The organism is Muribaculum gordoncarteri (assembly GCF_004803695.1).
Lineage (GTDB): Bacteria > Bacteroidota > Bacteroidia > Bacteroidales > Muribaculaceae > Muribaculum > Muribaculum gordoncarteri.
Genome location: NZ_CP039393.1, coordinates 2,255,220 through 2,277,044, shown reverse-complemented (window position 1 = coordinate 2,277,044; position 21,825 = coordinate 2,255,220). Strand labels below are relative to the sequence as shown.

General features: G+C 51.7%; 13 protein-coding genes, 1 tRNA gene and 3 rRNA genes. 9 read left to right on the top strand and 8 right to left on the bottom strand.

The window, feature by feature from the left end:
- Window positions 1-2: 2 nt before the first annotated feature.
- Together rplQ and eno are read left to right on the top strand one after the other, a co-directional pair.
- Window positions 3-503: a 50S ribosomal protein L17 gene (rplQ, locus tag E7746_RS10060; RefSeq protein ID WP_123395786.1), complete on the top strand. Its 501-nt coding sequence runs from the start codon at window positions 3-5 to the stop codon at window positions 501-503.
- A 204-nt stretch (window positions 504-707) separates the two neighbouring features.
- Complete coding sequence (eno, locus tag E7746_RS10055) at window positions 708-2,000, top strand: phosphopyruvate hydratase (protein ID WP_123395787.1); 1,293 nt, start codon at window positions 708-710, stop codon at window positions 1,998-2,000.
- 108 nt (window positions 2,001-2,108) lie between these two features.
- Here the strand turns inward: eno and E7746_RS10050 are convergent, their stop codons facing one another.
- Window positions 2,109-2,975, bottom strand: a complete 867-nt coding sequence (locus E7746_RS10050) for an N-acetylmuramoyl-L-alanine amidase-like domain-containing protein (protein ID WP_136410704.1) — start codon at window positions 2,973-2,975, stop codon at window positions 2,109-2,111.
- A gap of 580 nt (window positions 2,976-3,555) precedes the next feature.
- Between E7746_RS10050 and E7746_RS10045 the strand changes: the two genes are divergently transcribed.
- The 7 genes from E7746_RS10045 to E7746_RS10015 all read left to right on the top strand — a co-directional run bounded on the left by E7746_RS10045 (window position 3,556) and on the right by E7746_RS10015 (window position 12,488).
- Window positions 3,556-5,093 (top strand): 16S ribosomal RNA (locus E7746_RS10045).
- A 121-nt stretch (window positions 5,094-5,214) separates the two neighbouring features.
- A tRNA-Ala gene (locus E7746_RS10040) sits at window positions 5,215-5,288 on the top strand.
- 140 nt (window positions 5,289-5,428) lie between these two features.
- Window positions 5,429-8,323: ribosomal RNA gene (locus tag E7746_RS10035) — 23S ribosomal RNA — on the top strand.
- A 176-nt stretch (window positions 8,324-8,499) separates the two neighbouring features.
- Window positions 8,500-8,608 (top strand): 5S ribosomal RNA (gene rrf, locus E7746_RS10030).
- Together the 16S, 23S and 5S rRNA genes with 1 tRNA gene alongside form the textbook arrangement of a ribosomal RNA operon.
- Before the next feature lie 124 nt (window positions 8,609-8,732).
- Window positions 8,733-9,248, top strand: coding sequence for an RNA polymerase sigma factor (locus E7746_RS10025; RefSeq protein WP_136410703.1), 516 nt, complete (start codon window positions 8,733-8,735; stop codon window positions 9,246-9,248).
- On the top strand, window positions 9,238-9,912 hold the full coding sequence (locus E7746_RS10020; protein ID WP_168184361.1) for a DUF4974 domain-containing protein: 675 nt from the start codon (window positions 9,238-9,240) through the stop codon (window positions 9,910-9,912). Before E7746_RS10025 ends, E7746_RS10020 begins: the two co-directional genes overlap by 11 nt.
- A 59-nt stretch (window positions 9,913-9,971) precedes the next feature.
- Window positions 9,972-12,488 carry a TonB-dependent receptor domain-containing protein gene (locus E7746_RS10015; protein WP_168184360.1) on the top strand — a complete coding sequence of 839 codons (2,517 nt, stop codon included), beginning with the start codon at window positions 9,972-9,974 and terminating at the stop codon, window positions 12,486-12,488.
- Between the two features lie 275 nt (window positions 12,489-12,763).
- Here E7746_RS10015 and E7746_RS10010 read toward each other — a convergent pair whose 3' ends face one another.
- From E7746_RS10010 to E7746_RS09980, 7 genes are all read right to left on the bottom strand, one after another.
- Entirely contained in the window at window positions 12,764-12,976 is a 213-nt protein-coding gene (locus E7746_RS10010; RefSeq protein ID WP_123396202.1) for a hypothetical protein, read from the bottom strand.
- Between the two features lie 19 nt (window positions 12,977-12,995).
- Window positions 12,996-13,628 carry a 3'-5' exonuclease gene (locus tag E7746_RS10005; protein WP_123396510.1) on the bottom strand — a complete coding sequence of 211 codons (633 nt, stop codon included), beginning with the start codon at window positions 13,626-13,628 and terminating at the stop codon, window positions 12,996-12,998.
- A 128-nt stretch (window positions 13,629-13,756) separates the two neighbouring features.
- Complete coding sequence (gene bioD, locus E7746_RS10000) at window positions 13,757-14,383, bottom strand: dethiobiotin synthase (protein ID WP_123396203.1); 627 nt, start codon at window positions 14,381-14,383, stop codon at window positions 13,757-13,759.
- Complete coding sequence (locus tag E7746_RS09995; RefSeq protein ID WP_123396204.1) at window positions 14,383-15,756, bottom strand: pimeloyl-ACP methyl esterase BioG family protein; 1,374 nt, start codon at window positions 15,754-15,756, stop codon at window positions 14,383-14,385. The genes bioD and E7746_RS09995 overlap by 1 nt, the downstream gene beginning before the upstream one ends.
- Window positions 15,753-16,880 (bottom strand): aminotransferase class I/II-fold pyridoxal phosphate-dependent enzyme, encoded by a 1,128-nt coding sequence (locus E7746_RS09990; protein ID WP_123396205.1) that lies wholly within the window; start codon window positions 16,878-16,880, stop codon window positions 15,753-15,755. The genes E7746_RS09995 and E7746_RS09990 overlap by 4 nt, the downstream gene beginning before the upstream one ends.
- A gap of 119 nt (window positions 16,881-16,999) precedes the next feature.
- Entirely contained in the window at window positions 17,000-19,408 is a 2,409-nt protein-coding gene (locus E7746_RS09985) for a glycoside hydrolase family 127 protein (protein WP_123396206.1), read from the bottom strand.
- 11 nt (window positions 19,409-19,419) lie between these two features.
- Window positions 19,420-21,825: a family 43 glycosylhydrolase gene (locus E7746_RS09980; protein ID WP_136410700.1), complete on the bottom strand. Its 2,406-nt coding sequence runs from the start codon at window positions 21,823-21,825 to the stop codon at window positions 19,420-19,422.

Here is a 21,825-nt window from a genome sequence, read left to right as displayed (position 1 = left end):
CGATGAGACATAATAAAAAATTCAACCATCTTGGCCGCAAGAAAGCTCACCGCGATGCTTTGCTCGCTAATATGACCGTTTCGCTCATCATGCACAAGCGCATCTTCACTACGCTTGCCAAGGCTAAGGCTCTTCGCATGTACGCTGAACCCCTTATTAACTGCGCCAAGGAAGACAATACTCCCAACCGTCGTCTTGTTTTCAGCCATCTCCAGAACAAATATGCCGTTACTGAGCTGTTCCGCGAAATCGCTCAGAAGATCGCTGACCGCAACGGTGGCTACACCCGCATCCTTAAGACAGGCAACCGCCTTGGTGACAACGCCAAGACTTGCTTCATCGAGCTCGTTGACTACAACGAAAACATGCTCAAGGAGAAGGGCGCAAAGAAGCAGGGCCGCACTCGCCGCTCTCGCAAGAGCACTGCAGCTCCCGCAGCCGAAGCTCCCGCAGCACCCGCTGCCGAGGCTACTGCAGCACCCGAGGCTCCCGCAGCCGAATAAATATCGACAATTACATTCAATTGTTAATATCGTTAATCGCCGTGCATTGCGCACGGCGATTTTTTTGCCCCCTTTTATCTATAATTAAATGTAATCGATAATATTATTAACGAAATTTGTTAATGGCTATTCCTTTTTTTTGTAACTTTGTCATCAAGAAATTTGACCAAAAAATCCCAACAACATAATTTTAGTTTTAACATTATGAAAATCGAAAAAATCATTGGACGTGAGGTCCTCGACTCTCGTGGCAATCCCACTGTTGAAGTAGATGTAATTCTTGAATCAGGTGCACGCGGCCGTGCTTCTGTTCCCTCCGGCGCTTCTACCGGTGTTAATGAAGCTCTCGAGCTCCGTGACGGCGACAAGAGCCGTTACATGGGCAAGGGTGTTACAAAGGCTGTGGCCAATGTAAACGGTCCTATCGCCGAGGCTCTCGTTGGTATGTCAGCTCTTGACCAGATCAAGATCGACGAAACAATGCTCGCCCTCGACGGTACTGAAACTAAGTCAAACCTCGGTGCAAATGCCATCCTCGGTGTATCACTCGCCGTTGCCAAGGCTGCTGCCGACTATCTTGACCTTCCCCTTTACAAATACATCGGCGGTTGCAACTCTTACGCTCTTCCCGTGCCTATGATGAACATCATAAACGGTGGTGCGCACTCTGATGCTCCCATTGCCTTCCAGGAATTCATGATTCGTCCCATCGGTGCTTGCTGCTTCAAGGAAGGTATCCGCATGGGTACTGAAGTATTCCACAACCTTAAGTCAGTTCTTAAGGCTCGCGGCCTCTCTACCGCTGTCGGCGACGAAGGTGGTTTCGCTCCCAACCTTGACGGTACTGAGGATGCCCTCAACGTAATCATGCAGGCTATCGAGAAGGCCGGTTATGTTCCCGGAAAGGATGTTACTATCGGTCTTGACTGCGCTTCTTCTGAGTTCTACAAGGACGGTATCTACGACTACACCTGGAAGCAGGCCGACGGTCCCAAGTACACCTCTGCTCAGCAGGCTGAATACCTCAAGACTCTCGTTGAAACTTACCCCATCGACTCTATCGAGGACGGTATGGCCGAAAACGACTGGGAAGGCTGGAAGATTCTTACCGACATGATTGGCGACCGTTGCCAGCTTGTAGGTGACGACCTCTTCGTTACCAATGTTAAGTACCTCAAGAAGGGTATCGACATGGGTTGCGCCAACTCAATCCTTGTAAAGGTTAACCAGATCGGTTCTCTTACCGAAACTCTCCGCGCCGTAGAACTCGCTCAGCGCAATGGCTACACCGCAGTTATCTCTCACCGTTCTGGTGAAACTGAGGATGCTACTATCGCCGACATCGCAGTTGCTACCAACGCCGGACAGATCAAGACCGGTTCTGCAAGCCGTTCCGACCGTATGGCTAAGTACAACCAGCTTCTCCGCATCCAGGAAGAGCTCGGTAGCGATGCCGCTTACGGTTATGGCAAGCGCACCAAGATGCCTCAGGCTTAATTGATTCCTGAATCATTGAAAATAATAAATCGGCCGACTCATTGAGTCGGCCGATTGTTTTTTATAGCTGTATGTCGTTGCTTCTGTTTAGACTATGGGGTAGGGCGCTTAATACACCAGGCGTATTATCCTTATTCCCGATGCCGAGCGATTCTTTCTCATGTATTCCGACAGCGGCTCACTGTCGATTACAACCGATTTCTTGGCCGATGACGCGTGCATCAGGTGCGGAACCCCGTCCTTCATCACTATGATGCCTAAATGCTGCACATCCAGCCCCGGCGTTTTAGTCGTTATCGCAATTATGTCGCCGTCACGCATTGCCTTTATCACATCCTTCGACGAGCACTTCGACGACTTGATGTAGGGGTATCGGTGGCTTCGGTAGCCTATCTCTGCGCTCCTCATGCGCTCATACTCCGCCGAGTCGGCCAATGCCGGATATCGGTCACGGTGCGTCGACATGAAGTCGATAGTCTTTACGGCATATTGCACTCCCGGGAAGTTTGATGTCACCTCTTTAATTATACCGCGGTGCGCGTTGTCGATTATCCAGTCGCTCACATAGTGCAGGCGTGACGCATATCCGTTAAGCTTGCCTCCGCGGTATCTCATTCTTTCAAGATTATATAGGAAGTCACGCCATGAAGTGCGGCCTTCGTTCACGGTATAGGCCATTGCCGCCACATTTTCCACAAATGTCGTGCAGTCCATGCCGTCCATGTTCACCGTTATTCTCTCGGGCGAGCCCTCGAGAGTCGACGCCTCGTAGGGAGTACCCAGAAGCTGCTTGCCTATATATGATATGAGGACTTCCGGTTTGGCATTGCCGTTCTCCGCTTTGGCCGATATCAATATCTCGTTTATGCGCAAGGTGTCCGATTCCTCATTGTGAAATCTCACCTCCGACGGACTCGATGCGGCTGCACTCAATGCCGCTGCCGTGAATATTATGCTTGTTAAGAATCCTTTCATGATTTTTCCTGTACTTATACATGACAAAATTACGAAAAAGAGCAGTAATTACCAAACGTCGTAGCCGCTCATTTCCGTATCATGCATGATTTTGCAATTTGCCGGCTAAAATTTATTTTCGCGGTAATCGGTTGTGGGGTAGGGCGTTGGTGATTCGATGAAAAATAATTTGAAAATTTAAGGTCAAAATGTTTGGAGAATTAAAATCAATCCTCTAACTTTGCACTCGCTTTTGGTAATCAAGGGTAATGCAATGGAGATTGCGAGGCTCTGAAAAGCCCGCTTGAAAAGTTAAGAACAAAGATTGCAGTGAGAAAGTTGTTAAAAATTTTGCCAATCCAAAAATTTGATATAACTTTGCAAAACCTTTCCGCTTCTAAATTTTGAAGCACTTCACCAAGCGCGGTGAAGCGAAAGCAACGAGAACATTGAAAGAGTTAAATAGACAAGAAGTAGTACAAGAGCAGTCAGTCTTAAATGACTGACGCCTCAAGTCAATCTACGTGATTCAATAGGTCAGCGGAACCTGAAGCCGACTGTGGTCGCAAGACAACAGAGAAAAATAAAAGAAAAGATACAAACAACGAAGAGTTTGATCCTGGCTCAGGATGAACGCTAGCGACAGGCCTAACACATGCAAGTCGAGGGGCATCGGGGCGAGGAGCAATCCTTGCCGCCGGCGACCGGCGCACGGGTGAGTAACGCGTATGCGACCTGCCCGTTGCAGGGGGATAATCGGGAGAAATCCCGTCTAATACCGCGTAATGCCGCGGGGCTGCATGGCCCTGGGGCCAAAGGAAGCGATTCCGGCAACGGATGGGCATGCGTGACATTAGCTAGTTGGCGGGGCAACGGCCCACCAAGGCGACGATGTCTAGGGGTTCTGAGAGGAAGGTCCCCCACACTGGTACTGAGACACGGACCAGACTCCTACGGGAGGCAGCAGTGAGGAATATTGGTCAATGGGCGCGAGCCTGAACCAGCCAAGTCGCGTGAGGGATGACGGCCCTACGGGTTGTAAACCTCTTTTGTCGGGGAGCAAATTCCGCCACGCGTGGCGGAGTCGAGAGTACCCGAAGAAAAAGCATCGGCTAACTCCGTGCCAGCAGCCGCGGTAATACGGAGGATGCGAGCGTTATCCGGATTTATTGGGTTTAAAGGGTGCGTAGGCGGACTGTCAAGTCAGCGGTAAAATACGGGGGCTCAACCTCCGCCCGCCGTTGAAACTGACGGTCTTGAGTGGGCGAGAAGTATGCGGAATGCGTGGTGTAGCGGTGAAATGCATAGATATCACGCAGAACTCCGATTGCGAAGGCAGCATACCGGCGCCCAACTGACGCTGAAGCACGAAAGCGTGGGTATCGAACAGGATTAGATACCCTGGTAGTCCACGCAGTAAACGATGAATACTAGCTGTCCGGGGCGAATGGGCCCTGGGTGGCACAGCGAAAGCGTTAAGTATTCCACCTGGGGAGTACGCCGGCAACGGTGAAACTCAAAGGAATTGACGGGGGCCCGCACAAGCGGAGGAACATGTGGTTTAATTCGATGATACGCGAGGAACCTTACCCGGGCTCAAACGACACAGGAACGGCCCTGAAAGGGGTCGGCTCTACGGAGCCTGTGTCGAGGTGCTGCATGGTTGTCGTCAGCTCGTGCCGTGAGGTGTCGGCTTAAGTGCCATAACGAGCGCAACCCCCATCGACAGTTGCTAACAGGTTAGGCTGAGGACTCTGTCGAGACTGCCGGCGCAAGCTGCGAGGAAGGCGGGGATGACGTCAAATCAGCACGGCCCTTACGTCCGGGGCGACACACGTGTTACAATGGCAGGTACAGCGGGAAGCCACCTGGCGACAGGGAGCGGAACCCGAAAGCCTGTCTCAGTTCGGATTGGAGTCTGCAACCCGACTCCATGAAGCTGGATTCGCTAGTAATCGCGCATCAGCCACGGCGCGGTGAATACGTTCCCGGGCCTTGTACACACCGCCCGTCAAGCCATGGAAGCCGGGGGTGCCTGAAGTGCGCTGCCGCAAGGAGCGCCCTAGGGTAAAACCGGTGACTGGGGCTAAGTCGTAACAAGGTAGCCGTACCGGAAGGTGCGGCTGGAACACCTCCTTTCTGGAGCGTCCGCAGTCAATTGGAGCTGCGAGGTTTCCGACCTTTTTGGTCACGACGATTTGAGGCTCTTGTGCTTCTTGTCCGTTTACACCATAACCTGTATCCCCGTCAGGGGGTCGAGGGGGGATTAGCTCAGCTGGCTAGAGCACCTGCTTTGCAAGCAGGGGGTCAACGGTTCGAATCCGTTATTCTCCACTCAGGAAGAGGACATTGACATGCTGGAAGCGATTCTGAGCAATCAGAATCAAGATACGAGTGAAACAAATGACGAAATCAAAGCATTAGGTATGCATATACGATGCGACAGATTGAGTAGGCGAAAAAAATAAACTCTAAGGAAAGGAGACAAGGGCACATGAAGGATGCCTTGGCTCTCGGAGGCGAAGAAGGACGTGATAAGCTGCGATAAGCCGCGGGGAGGGGCAAATACCCATTGATCCGCGGATCTCCGAATGGGGCAACCCGCCGGAAGCGATTCCGGCACCCGGCTCATGGCCGGGGGCGAACCCGGGGAACTGAAACATCTCAATACCCGGAGGAAGAGAAAATAACAATGATTCCGCAAGTAGTGGCGAGCGAACGCGGAGTAGCCCAAACCCGGGCCGTCGAGGCGGCACCGGGGGTTGTAGGACCGCCCGTCAAGGACGCGCGAACGCTAGGGGGACCGGCTGGAAAGCCGGGCCGGAGAGGGTGACAGCCCCGTACCCGAAAGCGTGAACGCGACAAGGGCGGCACCTGAGTAGCGCGGGACACGAGAAATCCTGCGTGAATCCGCGAGGACCATCTCGCAAGGCTAAACACTACCGAGAGACCGATAGCGAACCAGTACCGTGAGGGAAAGGTGAAAAGAACCTCGAACAGAGGAGTGAAACAGACCCTGAAATCATGTGCCTACAAGCGGTCGGAGCCACGTAATGTGGTGACGGCGTGCCTTTTGCATAATGAACCTACGAGTCACCGTCGCCGGCGAGGCTAAGTGCGAGGACGCACGGAGCCGAAGCGAAAGCGAGTCTTAACAGGGCGCTGAGTCGGCGGAGGTGGACGCGAAACCAAGTGATCTACCCTCGGGCAGGTTGAAGGATGGGTAACACCATCTGGAGGACCGAACCGGTAAGCGTTGAAAAGCTTTCGGATGACCTGAGGGTAGGAGTGAAAGGCCAATCAAACTTGGAGATAGCTCGTACTCCCCGAAATGCATTTAGGTGCAGCCTCGGGACATGTACCGCGGAGGTAGAGCGACTGATAGGATGCGAGGGCTTCACCGCCTATCAAGTCCTGACAAACTCCGAATGCCGCGGCACGAATCCCGGGAGTGAGGGCGCGGGTGCTAAGGTCCGCGTCCGAGAGAGGAACAACTCAGACCACCGGCCAAGGCCCCCAAATGCGGGCTAAGTTGAAGACCATAACGAGGTGGGATTGCCTTGACAGCTAGGATGTTGGCTTGGAAGCAGCCATTCATTTAAAGAGTGCGTAACAGCTCACTAGTCGAGTGATCCCGCGTGGATAATAATCGGGCATAAGCCCGCTGCCGAAGCCGTGGAATGTCGCTTAGAGCGACATTGGTAGGGGAGCATTCCGTAGGCCCTTGAAGGTGCGTCGCAAGGCGTGCTGGAGGCATCGGAAAAGCAAATGTAGGTATAAGTAACGACAAGGGAGGCGAGAAACCTCCCCGCCGAAAGACCAAGGGTTCCTGAACAACGCTAATCGGTTCAGGCACAGTCGGGACCTAAGGGGCAGCCGAACGGCGGACCCGATGGACAGCCGGTCAACATTCCGGCACCCCGGCACGGAGCGATGCGGCGACGGAGAAGTGACACACCCGCGCACTGACGGAATAGTGCGTTGAACCGCGTAGCTATAGGCGGCGTAGTGAAGTACGCGCCGCCTGGTGAAACGGGATAGTACCGCGAGCCCCCGGGCAAGCGGATAGCGGTGGTAACCATGCTCCCGAGAAAACCCGCTAAGCAATCCGTGACGGGCCCGTACCGCAAACCGACACAGGTGGTCGGGTAGAACATACTTAGGCGCTCGAGTGAATCATGGTTAAGGAACTAGGCAAATTGACCCCGTAACTTCGGGATAAGGGGTCCCCTCCCCAGGGAGGGGCGCAGAGAATAGGTCCAGGCAACTGTTTAACAAAAACACAGGGCCATGCAAAGTTTAAAGACGAAGAATATGGCCTGACACCTGCCCGGTGCCGGAAGGTTAAGAGGAGACGTCATCGCAAGAGAAGCGTTGAATTGAAGCCCCGGTAAACGGCGGCCGTAACTATAACGGTCCTAAGGTAGCGAAATTCCTTGTCGGGTAAGTTCCGACCTGCACGAATGGTGTAATGATCCGGACACTGTCTCAACCATGAGCTCGGTGAAATTGTAGTATCGGTGAAGATGCCGATTACCCGCAGCGGGACGAAAAGACCCCGTGAACCTTTACTGCAGCTTAGCACTGTGACCGGGTGTGCGATGTGTAGGATAGTCAGGAGGCTGTGAATCAGGGACGCCAGTCCCTGTGGAGCCGATGTTGAAATACTGACCTTCGCACATTTGGTCTCTAACTCGGCAATCGAGGACACTGCTTGGTGGGTAGTTTGACTGGGGTGGTCGCCTCCAAAAGAGTAACGGAGGCTTCTAAAGGTACCCTCAGGCCGATTGGTAACCGGCCGCAGAGTGTAATGGCACAAGGGTGCTTGACTGGGAGACTCACAAGTCGCACAGGTAGGAAACTAGAGCATAGTGATCCGGTGGTTCCGCATGGAAGGGCCATCGCTCAAAGGATAAAAGGTACTCCGGGGATAACAGGCTGATCCCTCCCAAGAGCTCATATCGACGGAGTGGTTTGGCACCTCGATGTCGGCTCGTCACATCCCGGGGCTGGAGAAGGTCCCAAGGGTTAGGCTGTTCGCCTATTAAAGTGGCACGCGAGCTGGGTTCAGAACGTCGTGAGACAGTTCGGTCTCTATCTGCTGTGGGCGCAGGAAATTTGCGGGGCTCCGACACTAGTACGAGAGGACCGTGTTGGACAGACCTCCGGTTTACCGGTTGTACCGCCAGGTGCACCGCCGGGTATCCGCGTCTGGTCAGGATAAGTGCTGAAAGCATCTAAGCACGAAGCCCTCCCCAAGATAAGATTTCCACACAGGGCCGTCAAAGACGATGACGTAGATAGGTTGCAGGTGCAGGGGCGGCAACGTCCAGAGCCGAGCAATACTAATCGCCCGAACCCTTTCCGGGACGCAAGTCCCCGTGCTCAATGCAAAGGTTCCGCAGGCCACGCCGCCGCGGGACGGTCGCAATGCACAGTCCGAGGCTTCGATTGAGTCGAAGACCCGTATCAGCTTCCAGGAAGTCCGCTTCCTCCACCACACCGGTCGCCTAAGAGATGGCGACGACAGGAAAAAGAGAAAAACTAAGGTGGTGACAGCGCGGGGGTTCCACCTCTTCCCATTCCGAACAGAGAAGTTAAACCCCGCCACGCCGATGGTACTGCGAAAGTGGGAGAGTAGGTAACCGCCCCCTTCACAATCAGGCCGACTGCACATCGCAGCCGGCCTGATTCTTTTTATACCCTCCCCGAAATTTTTAATAAAAAAAATTATCCCTCAAGGTTGAGTTTTGAAAATGTTATGTGTCTTATTAGTGTATGACAAGCAGAAATGACATAGAGAGGCTTTTCAAAGCTCATTATGCGAAAATGCATCGATTGGCTGTTGCACTCCTGCACGACGAGGATCTTGCATGTGACATTGTACATGATGTCTTTGCAGCCTTGTTGAGCGGAGATATGCGGGTTGCAGCCCTGGCCGATGCCGACATCACTCTTGCCGGAGGTTATCTTCTTAAAGCGGTAAGAAACCGTTGCCTTAACCACATCAGGGATTGTGAGATTCATCAGCGCATAGCCAATCGCTACTTTCTCGACAACGAGGAATACGACACCGAGGATTGGCCTGATGATGAAACCATTGCTCGCATATACGCTCTTATAAAGTCGGATATATCCTCACAGGCCCGCAAGGTGATGGAACTTCGGTTTTCCGAGGGAATGCCGTTTGCCCGAATCGCTGCTGCAATGGGCATAAGTGAAACAGCCGTCTATCGTCATCTAAGTCATGCATTAACTGTCATCCGTCAAAAGCTCAATGAAAATGAACAGTAATTTAGACGATCCGAAGGGCACCAGTAAATATGCCCTTGTGCTTGACATTATCGAGCATCCCGAGAGATATACCGAGGAGAAACTGAATGAAATATTCTCCGATTCTGAGTTAAGGGAAATCTACAATCTCCTCTGCAAGACCGATTCAGCAATAGAGGTTGACAAAGCTGTTGATGTCGATGCCGAGTGGGAGGCTTTTTCTCGTAAGCACACTGTAAATCCTCGTCGTTACCTTTTGTGGTTTGGAAGTCGCGCAGCCTCGATTGCGGCGTTGGTATGCACTTCCATTGTGGCGGTCGCTGCAGGAATTGCTGTCACTGTTGCTGTGATAGAGCGCAAGCCTCAATCAACAACTGTAAATGATGTCGATCGTCTGGAATCACCGGTTGTAGCATCAGCCGATTCCTTAATAACTGCACCGGCCGATACGATAATATCGGCAGCAGGGCCTATAATGTTTGAAAATGAGCCTCTTGAAGCAATAATGGAAACGGTTGCCAGGGCTTACGGTGTTGAAGTGAAGTTCAACAGTAGAGAAACCGCATCCCTGCATCTCTATTATAGACTTGACCCGGCATTGCCTCTCGATGAAGTAGTGTCGCAGCTTAATACATTTGAGCGCATAGATATAAAACAAGAAGATGACACATTAATTATTGATTGAAAATGTCGTTGATTTATCATTTGTCAGTCAAGCGAAGTCTGCTGACCGCTTTCATAATAATGGTGACCTATATTTCGGCCGGTGCTTATGAATATTCCTATACATTCAACAATGTGCCTATATCTGATGCCATAGTGCGAATCAGTAAAGATCACCCCGAAATAAACATCTCGTTCATCTACAAGGAACTTGACAACTACACTGTATCGGCTAAAATCAACACTGATGATGTTTATGACGCATTGCGCCAAACAATCGGAATAAACCCCGTTTCGGTGATAAAGAAAGGTGACGATTACTATGTCGAAGCCTTTCAGCATGGCCACTACACCATACATGGCCGTGTTGTGGATGGCGATAAAGAGCCGATGGTGGCCGGTGTCATATACATTTTGTCGGGCGATGAAGTAAAACCGTTGACCTACGGTATCACTGACAATGACGGAGCTTTCAAAATTCCGTGTGACAGCAATGATGTTACGTTGAAAATATCATATCTCGGATATGATGATTTTTCAATGAAGGTTCCTCCATCGGGTAATTGTGGAGTTATATCACTCTCTGAAAGTCCGGTGAAGTTGCAGAATGTTGTTGTGGAAGGCGAATTGCCCATGACCCGCATAGTCGGAAACGCAATGATTACAACCATAGCCAACACGGTGCTTGCAAGTGCCGGAACAGCCAATGATGTACTTGCCGGAATTCCTCTTGTCTTCGGCTCTGACGGTAATTATTCGGTTTTTGGACGAGGTTCGGCGGTAATATACATCAACAACAAGGTTGTTACTAATCCGAGTGCGCTTGACCAATTAAGCTCTTCCGAAATCAAGTCCATCGAGGTTATAAGTAATCCCGGAGCCAAGTATTCGGCTGAAACTAATGCCGTTATCCGCATTGTCACTCTTCCTCCTAAGGGCGAGGGATTCAGTATTGCGCTGTATAATAGGCTAAAAGTGGCCCATTTCGCTTTGAACACCGATAATGTGTCATTGAAGTATCGGCATGGAGGATTGGAGATTTTTGCCAATGGGTATTTCCATGGTGGAAAGAGGCGGTTTCATGATGTCCCAAGCATGACAACCTATGGTGAAAGTGTTTTTGAGCAACTTATTAATGCTTATACTATAAACACTATTCGGAATTTTTCAGGCAAAATAGGATTCAATTACCAGATAGGCGAGAATCATTCGTTTGGTGGATATTTTGAAAGCGGCAGCATGAAAGCCAAGCCGAATGGCAGGATCGAATCGGTCGTGACCAATGACGGAAAACCCTACGAGAAGCTGTCCACTATACAGTCGGCTGTTGAAAGGACAATGCCATCACATGAAGCCAATGTATATTATAGCGGCAAAATCGGGGAGGGTTATGTTGACTTTAATGCCGACTATGTAGAGAATAATTCAAAAAAGGATTTTACACATTTTGAATCTGACGAAAACAATAGTGAGCGGACGGTGATTACTGACGCCGACAATCGCAAAAGGTTGTTGGCCGAAAAACTCAATGTGTCTTATCCTCTATGGAATGGTCAAATCGAAGTGGGTGAGGAGTACACTAATTCCAAAGTGAGTTATAATTCAGTTTACACGGGAGCCGATATTTCGGGAAGCGATACAAGAATCAATGAGGACAATATTTCGGCATTTGTCGAGTTGACACAGACTTTCGGAAAATTTCAGACCGGATTGGGCGTCCGTTTTGAGCATGTACGTTACAAATACTATGAGGGCGGCCGCCTTGACGAAGATCGTAGCCGGACATATAACAACTGGTTCCCTTCGGTTTTTGCATCCACCAAAATAGGACGAGTGGGATTGTCGCTTAACATAACAAGTCGAACAACTCGCCCCTCTTATTATCAGCTTGACGGTGCGCTGCAATATATAAACAGATATAGCTATCAGAGTGGCGACCCTTCACTAAAACCGGTCGACATATACTCCGTGCAACTGATGGCACAATGGAGCTGTTTCTTTGCTCAGGCAATATACTCTTATGAAAAGAATCCTATATTTTATACGGCTCACCGCTACAACGATGACCCGTTGGTGAAGCTTATCAAATTTGAAAACAGTAAGGCGCGTCATAAATATCAGTTTGCCATAGGTGCGCAACCCCATGTAGGTTGCTGGTCACCACAGCCCACAATTGGCGTATATTGCAGTCGTTACGCCACTCGTTTTCTTGACCGGGAAATGAAGCTTAATCGACCGATTCTGATTTTCAATTGGGATAACGCCATATCTCTTCCTCATGGATGGATAATCGATGCCGATTTTATGGTACAGACTTCGGGAAGCGCCGAAAATTGCTATCTTAAGGCGAGAAGCTACCTTAATTTCGGAGTGCGTAAATCATTCTTCGATGACATGTTTTCTATTCAATTTAATGCCAACGATATATTTGACACAAATAATGAGCGCATAGTGATGTACAATGGCGATATTAAGGTCACCACGGTAAATTATCAGGAATCCCGAAATGTAATGCTTACACTGCGATACAACATCAACACTTCCCGCTCCAAGTACAAGGGCACCGGTGCCGGGCAAGCCGAAAAGAACCGCATGTGACAAGCTTAAAAATGCGATTCGCGACATTATGGGGTGAAATCGGACATTTCGTGCTATTATCTTTGTGAGAAAAGATAATGTCATGGAAAACCGTCCCAACCGGCACGTGCCTGTGAGCCCGCACAGCCAAGCCGGGCTGCGCAGCCGCATAATGACGAGTGCCGCTCTAAAGCCATGCGCCCGCCTGTTAGGGAAATCGGTCGGGAAAACGAGTTGACCTACAGGGTGATCAATGAGTATCTATACTGACATCGCACTCTTCCGGTCGCGGGGTTTCAACGGCTCTTGTTCATGTCGTCCTTACGTTCCTGAGCAAGCTTGTCACGCTTCTTGAGAAAGAAGTGCAGCAACACTATGCACAGCAATGTAGCTCCTATTATGCTGAAATAATATACATAATTCCCCGCATAAAATTCATCACGTCCTATATAGCTCATTACTCCCAGATAGATGGTAAGCAGCAATGGGATGTAAGTCGATTTTTTCATGGATTGCAAATTGGTTTTATTATTGAGATTCTTGTGATTGTTTATATGGTGATTCTTCGGGTTTGAAGTTTCCTGATATAAGGTGATTGTATATCTTGAGGCATGTCCAGGCGTCGATTGAGGCATATATCTGCTGGGGAGCGGTGAGTGTCGATGCTTCCCAGTTGGATAGCCTTTGGCTCTTGGAAATGCGCTCGTTGAATATTATGCCATATATCTTCTGCAGGCTGCAATCCTGTATGTTATACTCCTTTACCATGCTTTGAAGGTCTATAAAACCTTTAGGAGAGAACTCCTGAATCTTGTGCAGAACCTGAAAATCGTCTTTTAACGACAGTCCCACTTTGGTTGTCGATTCGTCCTCGATCAATCGGCACAATTCAGGGATAAAACCGAATTTATTTATTCGGAAAAGATAGCAGCAATCTCCCGTAGATATTTGTATTAGAGCCACCTGATTGGTGCGTCCTTTGCGGAATGAAGGTTTGGTTTCAGTGTCAAAGCCTACTACGGGATACCTCTTTATTATCTCAAGGGCGCTCGTTGCCTGCTCTACCGTATTCACTACCACGATGTGCCCCGGGTAGGTAACGGTCGGTAGAGCTGCAAGCTGCTCTTTTGATATTGATAGTATTATAGTTTTGACATTCATCTGTATGTTAGATTTCTCGTTGATGTCCAATTAGTATATATGTGTCGCTTCAAAGATAATAAAATGTGTTTTAACAGAGTTTGCGGTATAAGTTAGTTTGACTTATATTAACGGATATTAAATCAAAACTACATGACCAGCACTTCGCTATTGGGAAAATGTTTAGCTACATATCGTTGTATGAATCCGAGCGTGTCCTCGGCAATTACCTTGTCCTTGTCGAAGTGGGTGTTGTAGATTACCGAATGTAGCTTGATGTTGCGCTTGCTGATCGCCTCGAGCGACAGTATGGTGTGATTTATCGAGCCGAGAATGCCGTTGGTCACAAGTATTATGGGCAGATTCCGGTCGGCCACGTAATCGATCGTGAAGTAGTCGTCGGTTATGGGCACCATCAGTCCGCCGGCACCCTCGATAAGCAATATGTCGTAGCGCGACGACAGTGTTTCACGGCTTTTGTCGACAAGCGACAGGTCAATCTCCCTGCCGTCGATTCGGGCCGCCAGCTGGGCCGACGCGGGATAGTTGAATATTATCGGAGCGGTAGTGTGGTCGATGTCCTCGGGCAGCATCTCTATGCCCATTATTTTGCGATGGGCTTCAATGTCCTCCGAGAACTCCTTGTTGCCTGTCTGGATAAACTTTTGAGTGGCTACCGAGAGCCCTTTGTCCATGTAGTTTTTTGCCAGCCATCCTGTGGCGTATGTCTTTCCGGCATCGGTGTCGATGCCCGATATGAAAATTGTCTTTCCCATTATTTTTTTCTTGCAATTATGTAGATTGGATGATAGGTCAACGGACATCCTTCGTCGTGTCGCGGATATTCGTGCATTATGCGTGCGAGGTTGTTGGACGGAGTGTACACTCCGTTAACTCCGGTGTCGCGCAGATGCACCAGTATGTCACGCGGCGAATTGAAGTACATTGTAATCCGCTCTTCAAGAGCTTCGCATATTTCAAATCCTTCAGGAATCATGTCACACAGCTCCTGCTTGCTGAAATATCGCAATGATGAGCCGGTTATCGCCGACAGCTCCTTCATGTTGTCGTGGCCGAATGTCGAGAATGCCAGTATGCCGCCCCGTCGCATGATGCGTGATGCGTTGTTCAGGAACATGGGCAGAGAGTTGAACCATTGGAATGTTGAAGCCGACACGATTGTGTCGAAGCTGTCGGGGAGAGCGTCGTAGACAAGCTCCTCGGCGTCGCCTGTGACCGCTTTGCCGGTCGGAAGCGGGCGTATCGCATTGGTCAAGTCCCAGGTGGTTATGTCGGCATCGGTCAGCACCGGTGCATATTCTCTTGTCAACATTCCCGTTCCGGCACCTATTTCAAGTATGCTGCACGGCTGCGATGTCATGTTCTCGCGCCAAAGTTTCCACAAGGTAGCGGCTATGCGATTCTGGACAATCGCGTTTTCATCGTAGGTCGAGGCGCTGCTCTCAAATTTTTCACCTACAGCCTTCTTGTTGATTATTTCGCTCTCTAGTATCTTTTGCCATTGCGGGAGATGCCCGCCTGCGATTTTGCTTGTGCGTGGAGTGTGTTCCCACGCCTTCGCCATGTTTTCAGGAGGGAATATCCTGTCGTCGGCAGCGATGATTACGCGGTGCCATGAAGTGTCGAGCGGTGAGCCGTCGGCTGCGTAACGCTCGATTGCTGTCAACTCATCTTTGAGGCCGTCGATGTCACGTTCGGGATAGTTGCCCTTGAACTCGTTGAATTGGGAGATGTCGCTGCACATCCGGCGATAGAACTTTGCGAGTGATCGCTCGTTCAATCCGGCAAGTGTTCCGTGGAATATGGCCGAGGGTATGCCGAGTGTGTCGTGAACGGGATTCAGTGTGCCGTTTATCGCCACCTTCAGCGCTACTGGGAGTGAACTGTTGCGTGCAAGGGTGCGTGCGGCCATGAATACGCCAAACGACCATGCGAATACGAATATCTCACGATAGGAGTTGATGATTTCGGCATCAAACGATTCGTCGCGGTAGTCCCACACAGCCATGATGTCATAGCCGTCGAGCCGTTCAACCGAATTGAGCACGGCATCGGTCATGCCCCATCCCAGGAAGATGAGTATGAGCCTGCGGTTTCCACTATGACGGGTTATGAATTCCTGCTTCATTTCATGATGCTTTTTATTGCATTTACAACTCTGTCGATGTCGCTGACATCCATCGATGCGCTAAGGCTGAATCTCAGTCGTTCGGTTCCGGCCGGGACTGTGGGGGTGCGTATCGGCAGCACTTTGTAGCCGAGTGCGCGAAGCTGCAATGACATGTCGACCGTAAGCGATGCATCGCCTACGATGAAGGGTATTATGTGGCTCTCCACAACCGGTTTCGCTGAGATGGCCGAAAGCTTCTCGGCAAAGTGCTTTCCGAGCATGGCCAGGCGGTCGCGCTCAGCATCCATCGTGACAAGCCGCTCGATTACAAAGGATGTCCATGCGCATGTCATGGGCGACAGCGCGGTTGAGAATATGAAACTGCGTGAGCGGTTGATGAGGAAATTCTTTATTGTGGAATCGACTACCGCGAAGGCTCCCGACGAAGCTGCCGCTTTGCCGAATGTGCCGACTATGATGTCGACATCGTTGTAGTTGGCGTTGTCGCGCGACAATCCCAACCCACGATGTCCGGCGGCGCCGAATGCATGGGCCTCGTCGATGTAGAGAATCACGTTGTTGAAGCGTCGCTTAATGTCGGTCAGCCGGTCTATGTCGGCCGCATCGCCGTCCATGCTGAAGATTGACTCGGTTATTACGAGTATGCGCTCGTGGGAGTCGGCTATGCGTTGCAGTATCCGCTCCAGATGGTCGTAATCGTTGTGACGGAACCTTGTGAACGGTGCGCGTGACAGCACTATGCCGTCGATTATGCTTGCATGAACCAGCTTATCGGCCACGATGTAGGTTCCCGAATCGGCAAGGGCCGAGATGATTCCGGTGTTGGCGTGGTAGCCGCTGTTAAACAGCAACGTGCTGCGACCGTATAGGTCAGAGAGCAACCGCTCAAGCGCTTCATGCTCGTGCTGGCGTGAAGCTAACAGGCGTGACGCCGACGAGGTCATGGGTATTGCGCGGTTGTCGACATTGTCAAAAAACTGCCTTTGCAGCTCCCGGTCGTTGCCCAGCCCCATGTAGTCGTTGGTCGAGAAGTCGATGCCCCGGAAATCTCCGTCGGCGGGAATCTCACGGTAGTTGCCTGTGGATTGAAGTTGGTTTAGAATGTCGCTGTAATGTGTCATGCAATGATAAATTCGGCTACAAAATTACTTAAAATAACTCACACCGCAAATTATAAAAGCAACGGCAGCCGGTGGTGATTCCGACTGCCGTTAAGCGGATTGTTATTGAGTTGACTTACTTACTTCACTTCCCACTCAAAGAGTCCCGATGAGTATTCGGCGGGCTGGGTGACTTCGAGCTTGACAGCCGATGTCTTCACGGGGTCGAAGTTGACGGTGTTGGCCGCTCCCTTTACAGTGCCGTAATTGTCGGCTCCTGTTACGGGCTGCCATTGACCCTGTGAGTCACGGTAGTATATTTTCCACGACTTGGGAACACGGCAACCGCCCCAAGGTGCGTCGTCAAACCAGTACACGGTCGAGCTTTGTACGGTTGAGGGCTGCGGCAGCTCGTAGCTTATCCACTCGGTAGTGCCTTGCTTGGGCCACCAGTGGTAGTAGGGCATAGAGCGGTCGTTTTCGTCTTTCGGAACAAGACGGTCGTTGATTGCCGAGATTGACGATGCCATGTGCGATGCGTTGATTTTGCTTTCCGAGGCAAGGGTTGCGGGCATTGTGGGACGAGAAGCCGAAAGCTCCTGAGGCAACCACACGGCCATTGCGCCCGATCCGCGGTGAGCCCATGAGTAGTAGGGGATGAGGGTGAGCTTGACATCGGTAGTGGTGAGTCGGCCCTTGTCGTCATATCCCAGTGTCTGGGCATCGGTTACAAGTTCATTGATGCCGTAGAGAAGTTCGGGTTTCTCTACAACTTCAAACTTGGGATTGCGGTTCATGAACACGCTCAGTACATCGAAGTCGTTGTCGGGCCACTCGGCGCAGTACACGATGGGGCCGCGCTCAACAGCCACGCGTCCGCGGTCGGCTTCAACTTTGTTGTTGGCTTTCACTGTGCGCGGTTCCATGTCGAAGTGAACGTCAACCTGGTCGCCCTTCTTCCATTGACGGTCGATGCAGAAATAGCCGTCCTTTAGTTCGCCGGTGAGTGGAGTTCCGTTAAGAGTAACGGTGTAGCCGAGGCGTTTTCCGTCGGAATAGGTGTAGAGGTCGCTCGGAACCACCTGATTGCGAACCCATCCGGGGATGCGGATCTTCATTGTAAACTTGCCGGCATTGTTCTTGTCGACCTTTATGTTAACATCGCCGTTCCAGGGATAGCGGGTCGACTGGCTGAGAACGAGTTTCTTGCCTGCGACATCGAGGTCGGCGGTGTTGGACATGAAGAGGTTCACGTAAACATCACGGTCCTTAACGGCATAGATGTAGCCGGGAAGCGACGGGATGAAGCGGCAGATGTTGGAGGGACAGCAGGCACAGCCAAACCAGGGCTGACGCTGGTGCTGACCTATCGATTCAAGAGGATTTGGGTAGAAGAAGCCTCCTCCGTCGAGCGACACGCCCGAAATGAGACCGTTATAGAGTGTGCGCTCAAGCACATCGTAGTACTTTGAATCGCCGTGAAGCAGGAACAGGCGGTAGTTGACATATACATTGCCGATTGCTGCGCAAGTTTCGCAGTAGGCCGACATGTTGGGGAGCTCATAGTTCTTGCCGAATGCCTCGCCGTTGCTGGTGGCACCGATACCGCCGGTGATGTAGTACTTCTTGCCTACGATGTTGTCCCAGATCTTGTCGATTGCGTTGATGTAGGCCGAGTCGCCGGTAAGCGCAGCCACATCGGCCATTCCGGCATACATGTAGGCGGCACGAACTGCGTGACCTACAGCCTCATCCTGCTCCACAACAGGCTTGTGGGCCTGGCTGTATTCGTCGGTGCGGGTGGTGTAGCCTCGCTTGTCGAGGAAGAACTTTGCCTGGTCGAGATATTTCTTGTCGCCGGTCACGAGATAGAGCTTGGCAAGCGCCATTTCGGCAATCTGGTGTCCGGGTACGCGTACAACCTGTCCGGGATTGTCGCCGATTTCGCGGCACACACAGTCGGCATACTTGATTGCGATGTCGAGGAAGTTGCGCTTTCCGGTAGCCTGGTAGTGGGCGATTGCTCCTTCAACCATGTGGCCGAGGTTGTAGAACTCGTGCGACAGATCCTCCACCATCTCCCAGCGCTTTGAGCCGGCCCATTCGTGGGGATGTTTGGGGTTCATCGTGCGGCTTGTGTATAGGTAGCCGTCGGGCTCCTGGGCTGCGGCCACGATCACGAGCACGCTGTCGATATAGTGTTCAAGCTTCTTGTCGGGATAGGTCTGCAGCAGGTAGCTTGCGCCCTCGATTGTCTTGTAGACATCGGTGTCGTCAAATGCAAGGCCGCCAACCTTTATTGTGTCGCTGGGGTGGGCTGCGTTGATGAAGTTCTGATAGCGACCCGTTTCCTCACACTTGCTGAATGCGAGGGGAATAGTCACCTCACGGCTTGCTTTAAGGCGTTGGCCCCAGAAATTGTCGGTCACTTTCACCGAAGTGAATGGCACGGGGTCGATGGGGTATCCGTGCGATTGCTGTTTTGGCGACTTGGCCGAGGCACTTGCCACGACTGCTGTCAACAGCATTGTTGCTAATAACTTTTTCATGATGATAATGATTATTTATTATATGGTATATATTCGTCCCAGAGTTTCAGTGAATGCAGATAACCTGTAAAGGGCCAATCGCGCTCGGCATTGCGTCCGAGGGTTATGTATTGCGACGGTTTGACAAGTAACTGTATGTCCTTTTCGCTGACCAGATTGTCGTTGATGTAGACGCGCTCCATTCGGCCGTCGAAGCACACGTAGACATGCTGCCACTTGCCTTCGAGGTTCTTGACATCCTTCCAGCCCGCGTCCTCATACCATCCGTAGTGCTGCATCACTCCGCATCGTGGCTCGGTGCCGTTCACGGCCATTATCTTTTCAAGCTCGTCGTGTGAGGTGGTGAAGTCGGCGATGCACTCGTTTTCGGCGATTTCGGGATTCAGAATCCACATTTCCAGAGTGTAAGGAGCGTTGTCGCGCAGGGTGGCCGGCAACGCGAATGATGACATGTAGACTTGCGAGCCGTCAAACTTGAACGCCTTCTTTCCTTCGATTTCGGTGATTACGGCCGGCTGTGACATGGCTTCAAAGTAGCCTTCGACACCGTTGTTGTCGAAATAGGGGATTGTGTCGCCCGTAGCGAAGTTGTCGGCGTTGATGTCGACAACGATTCCGTTAAGCAAGTTGTCGGCCACGGGCATGCGGCGAATGTCGGTCGTGAGGTCAAATTCGGTTTCCACCGGCTCCTGCTTCCAGTTATAGAAGCGCAGATTGGTTATAGTGAGCTGACGGTCACCGCTGCTGATGGTTATTCGTCCGTCGGTGAGCGCGTTGCCGAGGTCGGCTGCCGTCCACTTGCCGTTGATGTGCTCCATTGCGCTGAGCGTGTGGGGCTTGGCAGGCGACAACAAAGGATTGGCATATTCAAGCACCGTACCGGGCTGAAGCACAAGCGCATCGCGGCCGTCGACACGGCATGAGCGCGCCTCACCCGACTTCAGCGTGAAATAGCCTCCGAGCTGACCCTCGTTGTTGTTCCAGCGGCGACCGTCCCAGTCGGCGGCTGTAAGTCCCAGCCATTGCTGCGGACATGATTCCTCGATGTCACCGAATATCTTGATGTTCCATATCGCGCCGCCGAATCCGTTCTTCTGGCCGCCGGTGAATGTCACTCTCACGTAACGTGCCTCGGTGTTGCCGAAGTCGACCATGGGGCTTCCGGCGAGGCGGTTGTCACGCTTGTCGGCGAAGATGTCCCACGACTTGCCGTCGAGCGATGTTTCGATGAGGTATTGATAGAACTGGGTGCCGTACTCCCATTGAGTCCATATCGTGCGAATGTCCTCTTTTTTACCGAGGTCGATTTCAAGCCACTCCTGGCCCATGCCCTTGGGACGCCACAGGGTGCCGTTGTTGTCGTCGACGGCATATTCGGCCTTGAAGTCATTGTCGTAGGATGACGATGCCTTCACGCTCTTGCCGAATGCGAGGTTGGGCGATGTCACGCTGCTCTTGGCGAGAGCGCCGATGCCCTTGTGGGTGGGCGTGATGGGCTTGATCGAGCCGTCGGCGGCAAATTCAAGCTTGTCGATGCACAGCTGACGGTGGAAACCTCGGTTGGAGTGCGGGTTGTCGTGACGGTGATAAACGATGTAGTAGTTGTCGCCCTCCTGCAGTACGCTGTGATGCCCGGGGCCGTGTACGGTGCCGTCGGCGTTGCTCTCAAGCAGGCAGCCGCGGTAGGTGTAGGGGCCGAGGGGCTTGTCGGAGGTGGCGTATTGCACGCGGTAGGTGTGGTCGTGACATGAGCCCGACGAGTACATGAAGTAGTAGGTGCCGTTGCGCTTCAGCACAAAGGGAGCCTCAAAGAAGTCGGTCACCTCGGTGTTGGGGATGAGGCGGGTTTCGGTAAATCCCTTCATGTCGGGGGTGAGCTTGCCTGCACCGCAGCCGAAACCGTCATATATTCCCCATGTGCCCCAATACATGTATATCGAGCCGTCGTCGTCGACAAATGTTTGTCCGTCAAGGGTGATGGCGTTGGTGACGAATCGGTCGGGGACAAGCACCGCCTCGCTCTCGCCGAGGATGTTGTGCCACGGGCCGCGCGGGGTTTCGCCTGAGCCTACATGTATCTGGCACGGCTGGCAGTAGACATAGTAGTACTTGCCGTCGTTCTTGTTGAGCATAACATCGGGAGCCCATATCCAGTGGCTGTCGGGCCAGTTCATGGGCATCAGGGTCCAGTTTACGAAATCCTTGCTCGACCATAGCTGGGCGGGTCCGAAACCGGCGCCGCTGCCGTCGGTAGTGGCGTACATATAATATGTGTCGCCAAATTTCTTCACCGTGGGGTCGGCAAAGTATCCCGGAATTACGGGATTCATAGCCCCGGGGGCGTTGTAGGGCACATCGGCCGATGCACTGCCGAGGCTTACTGCGGCGGTGACGAGCCATGCTGTCAGTCTTCTCAT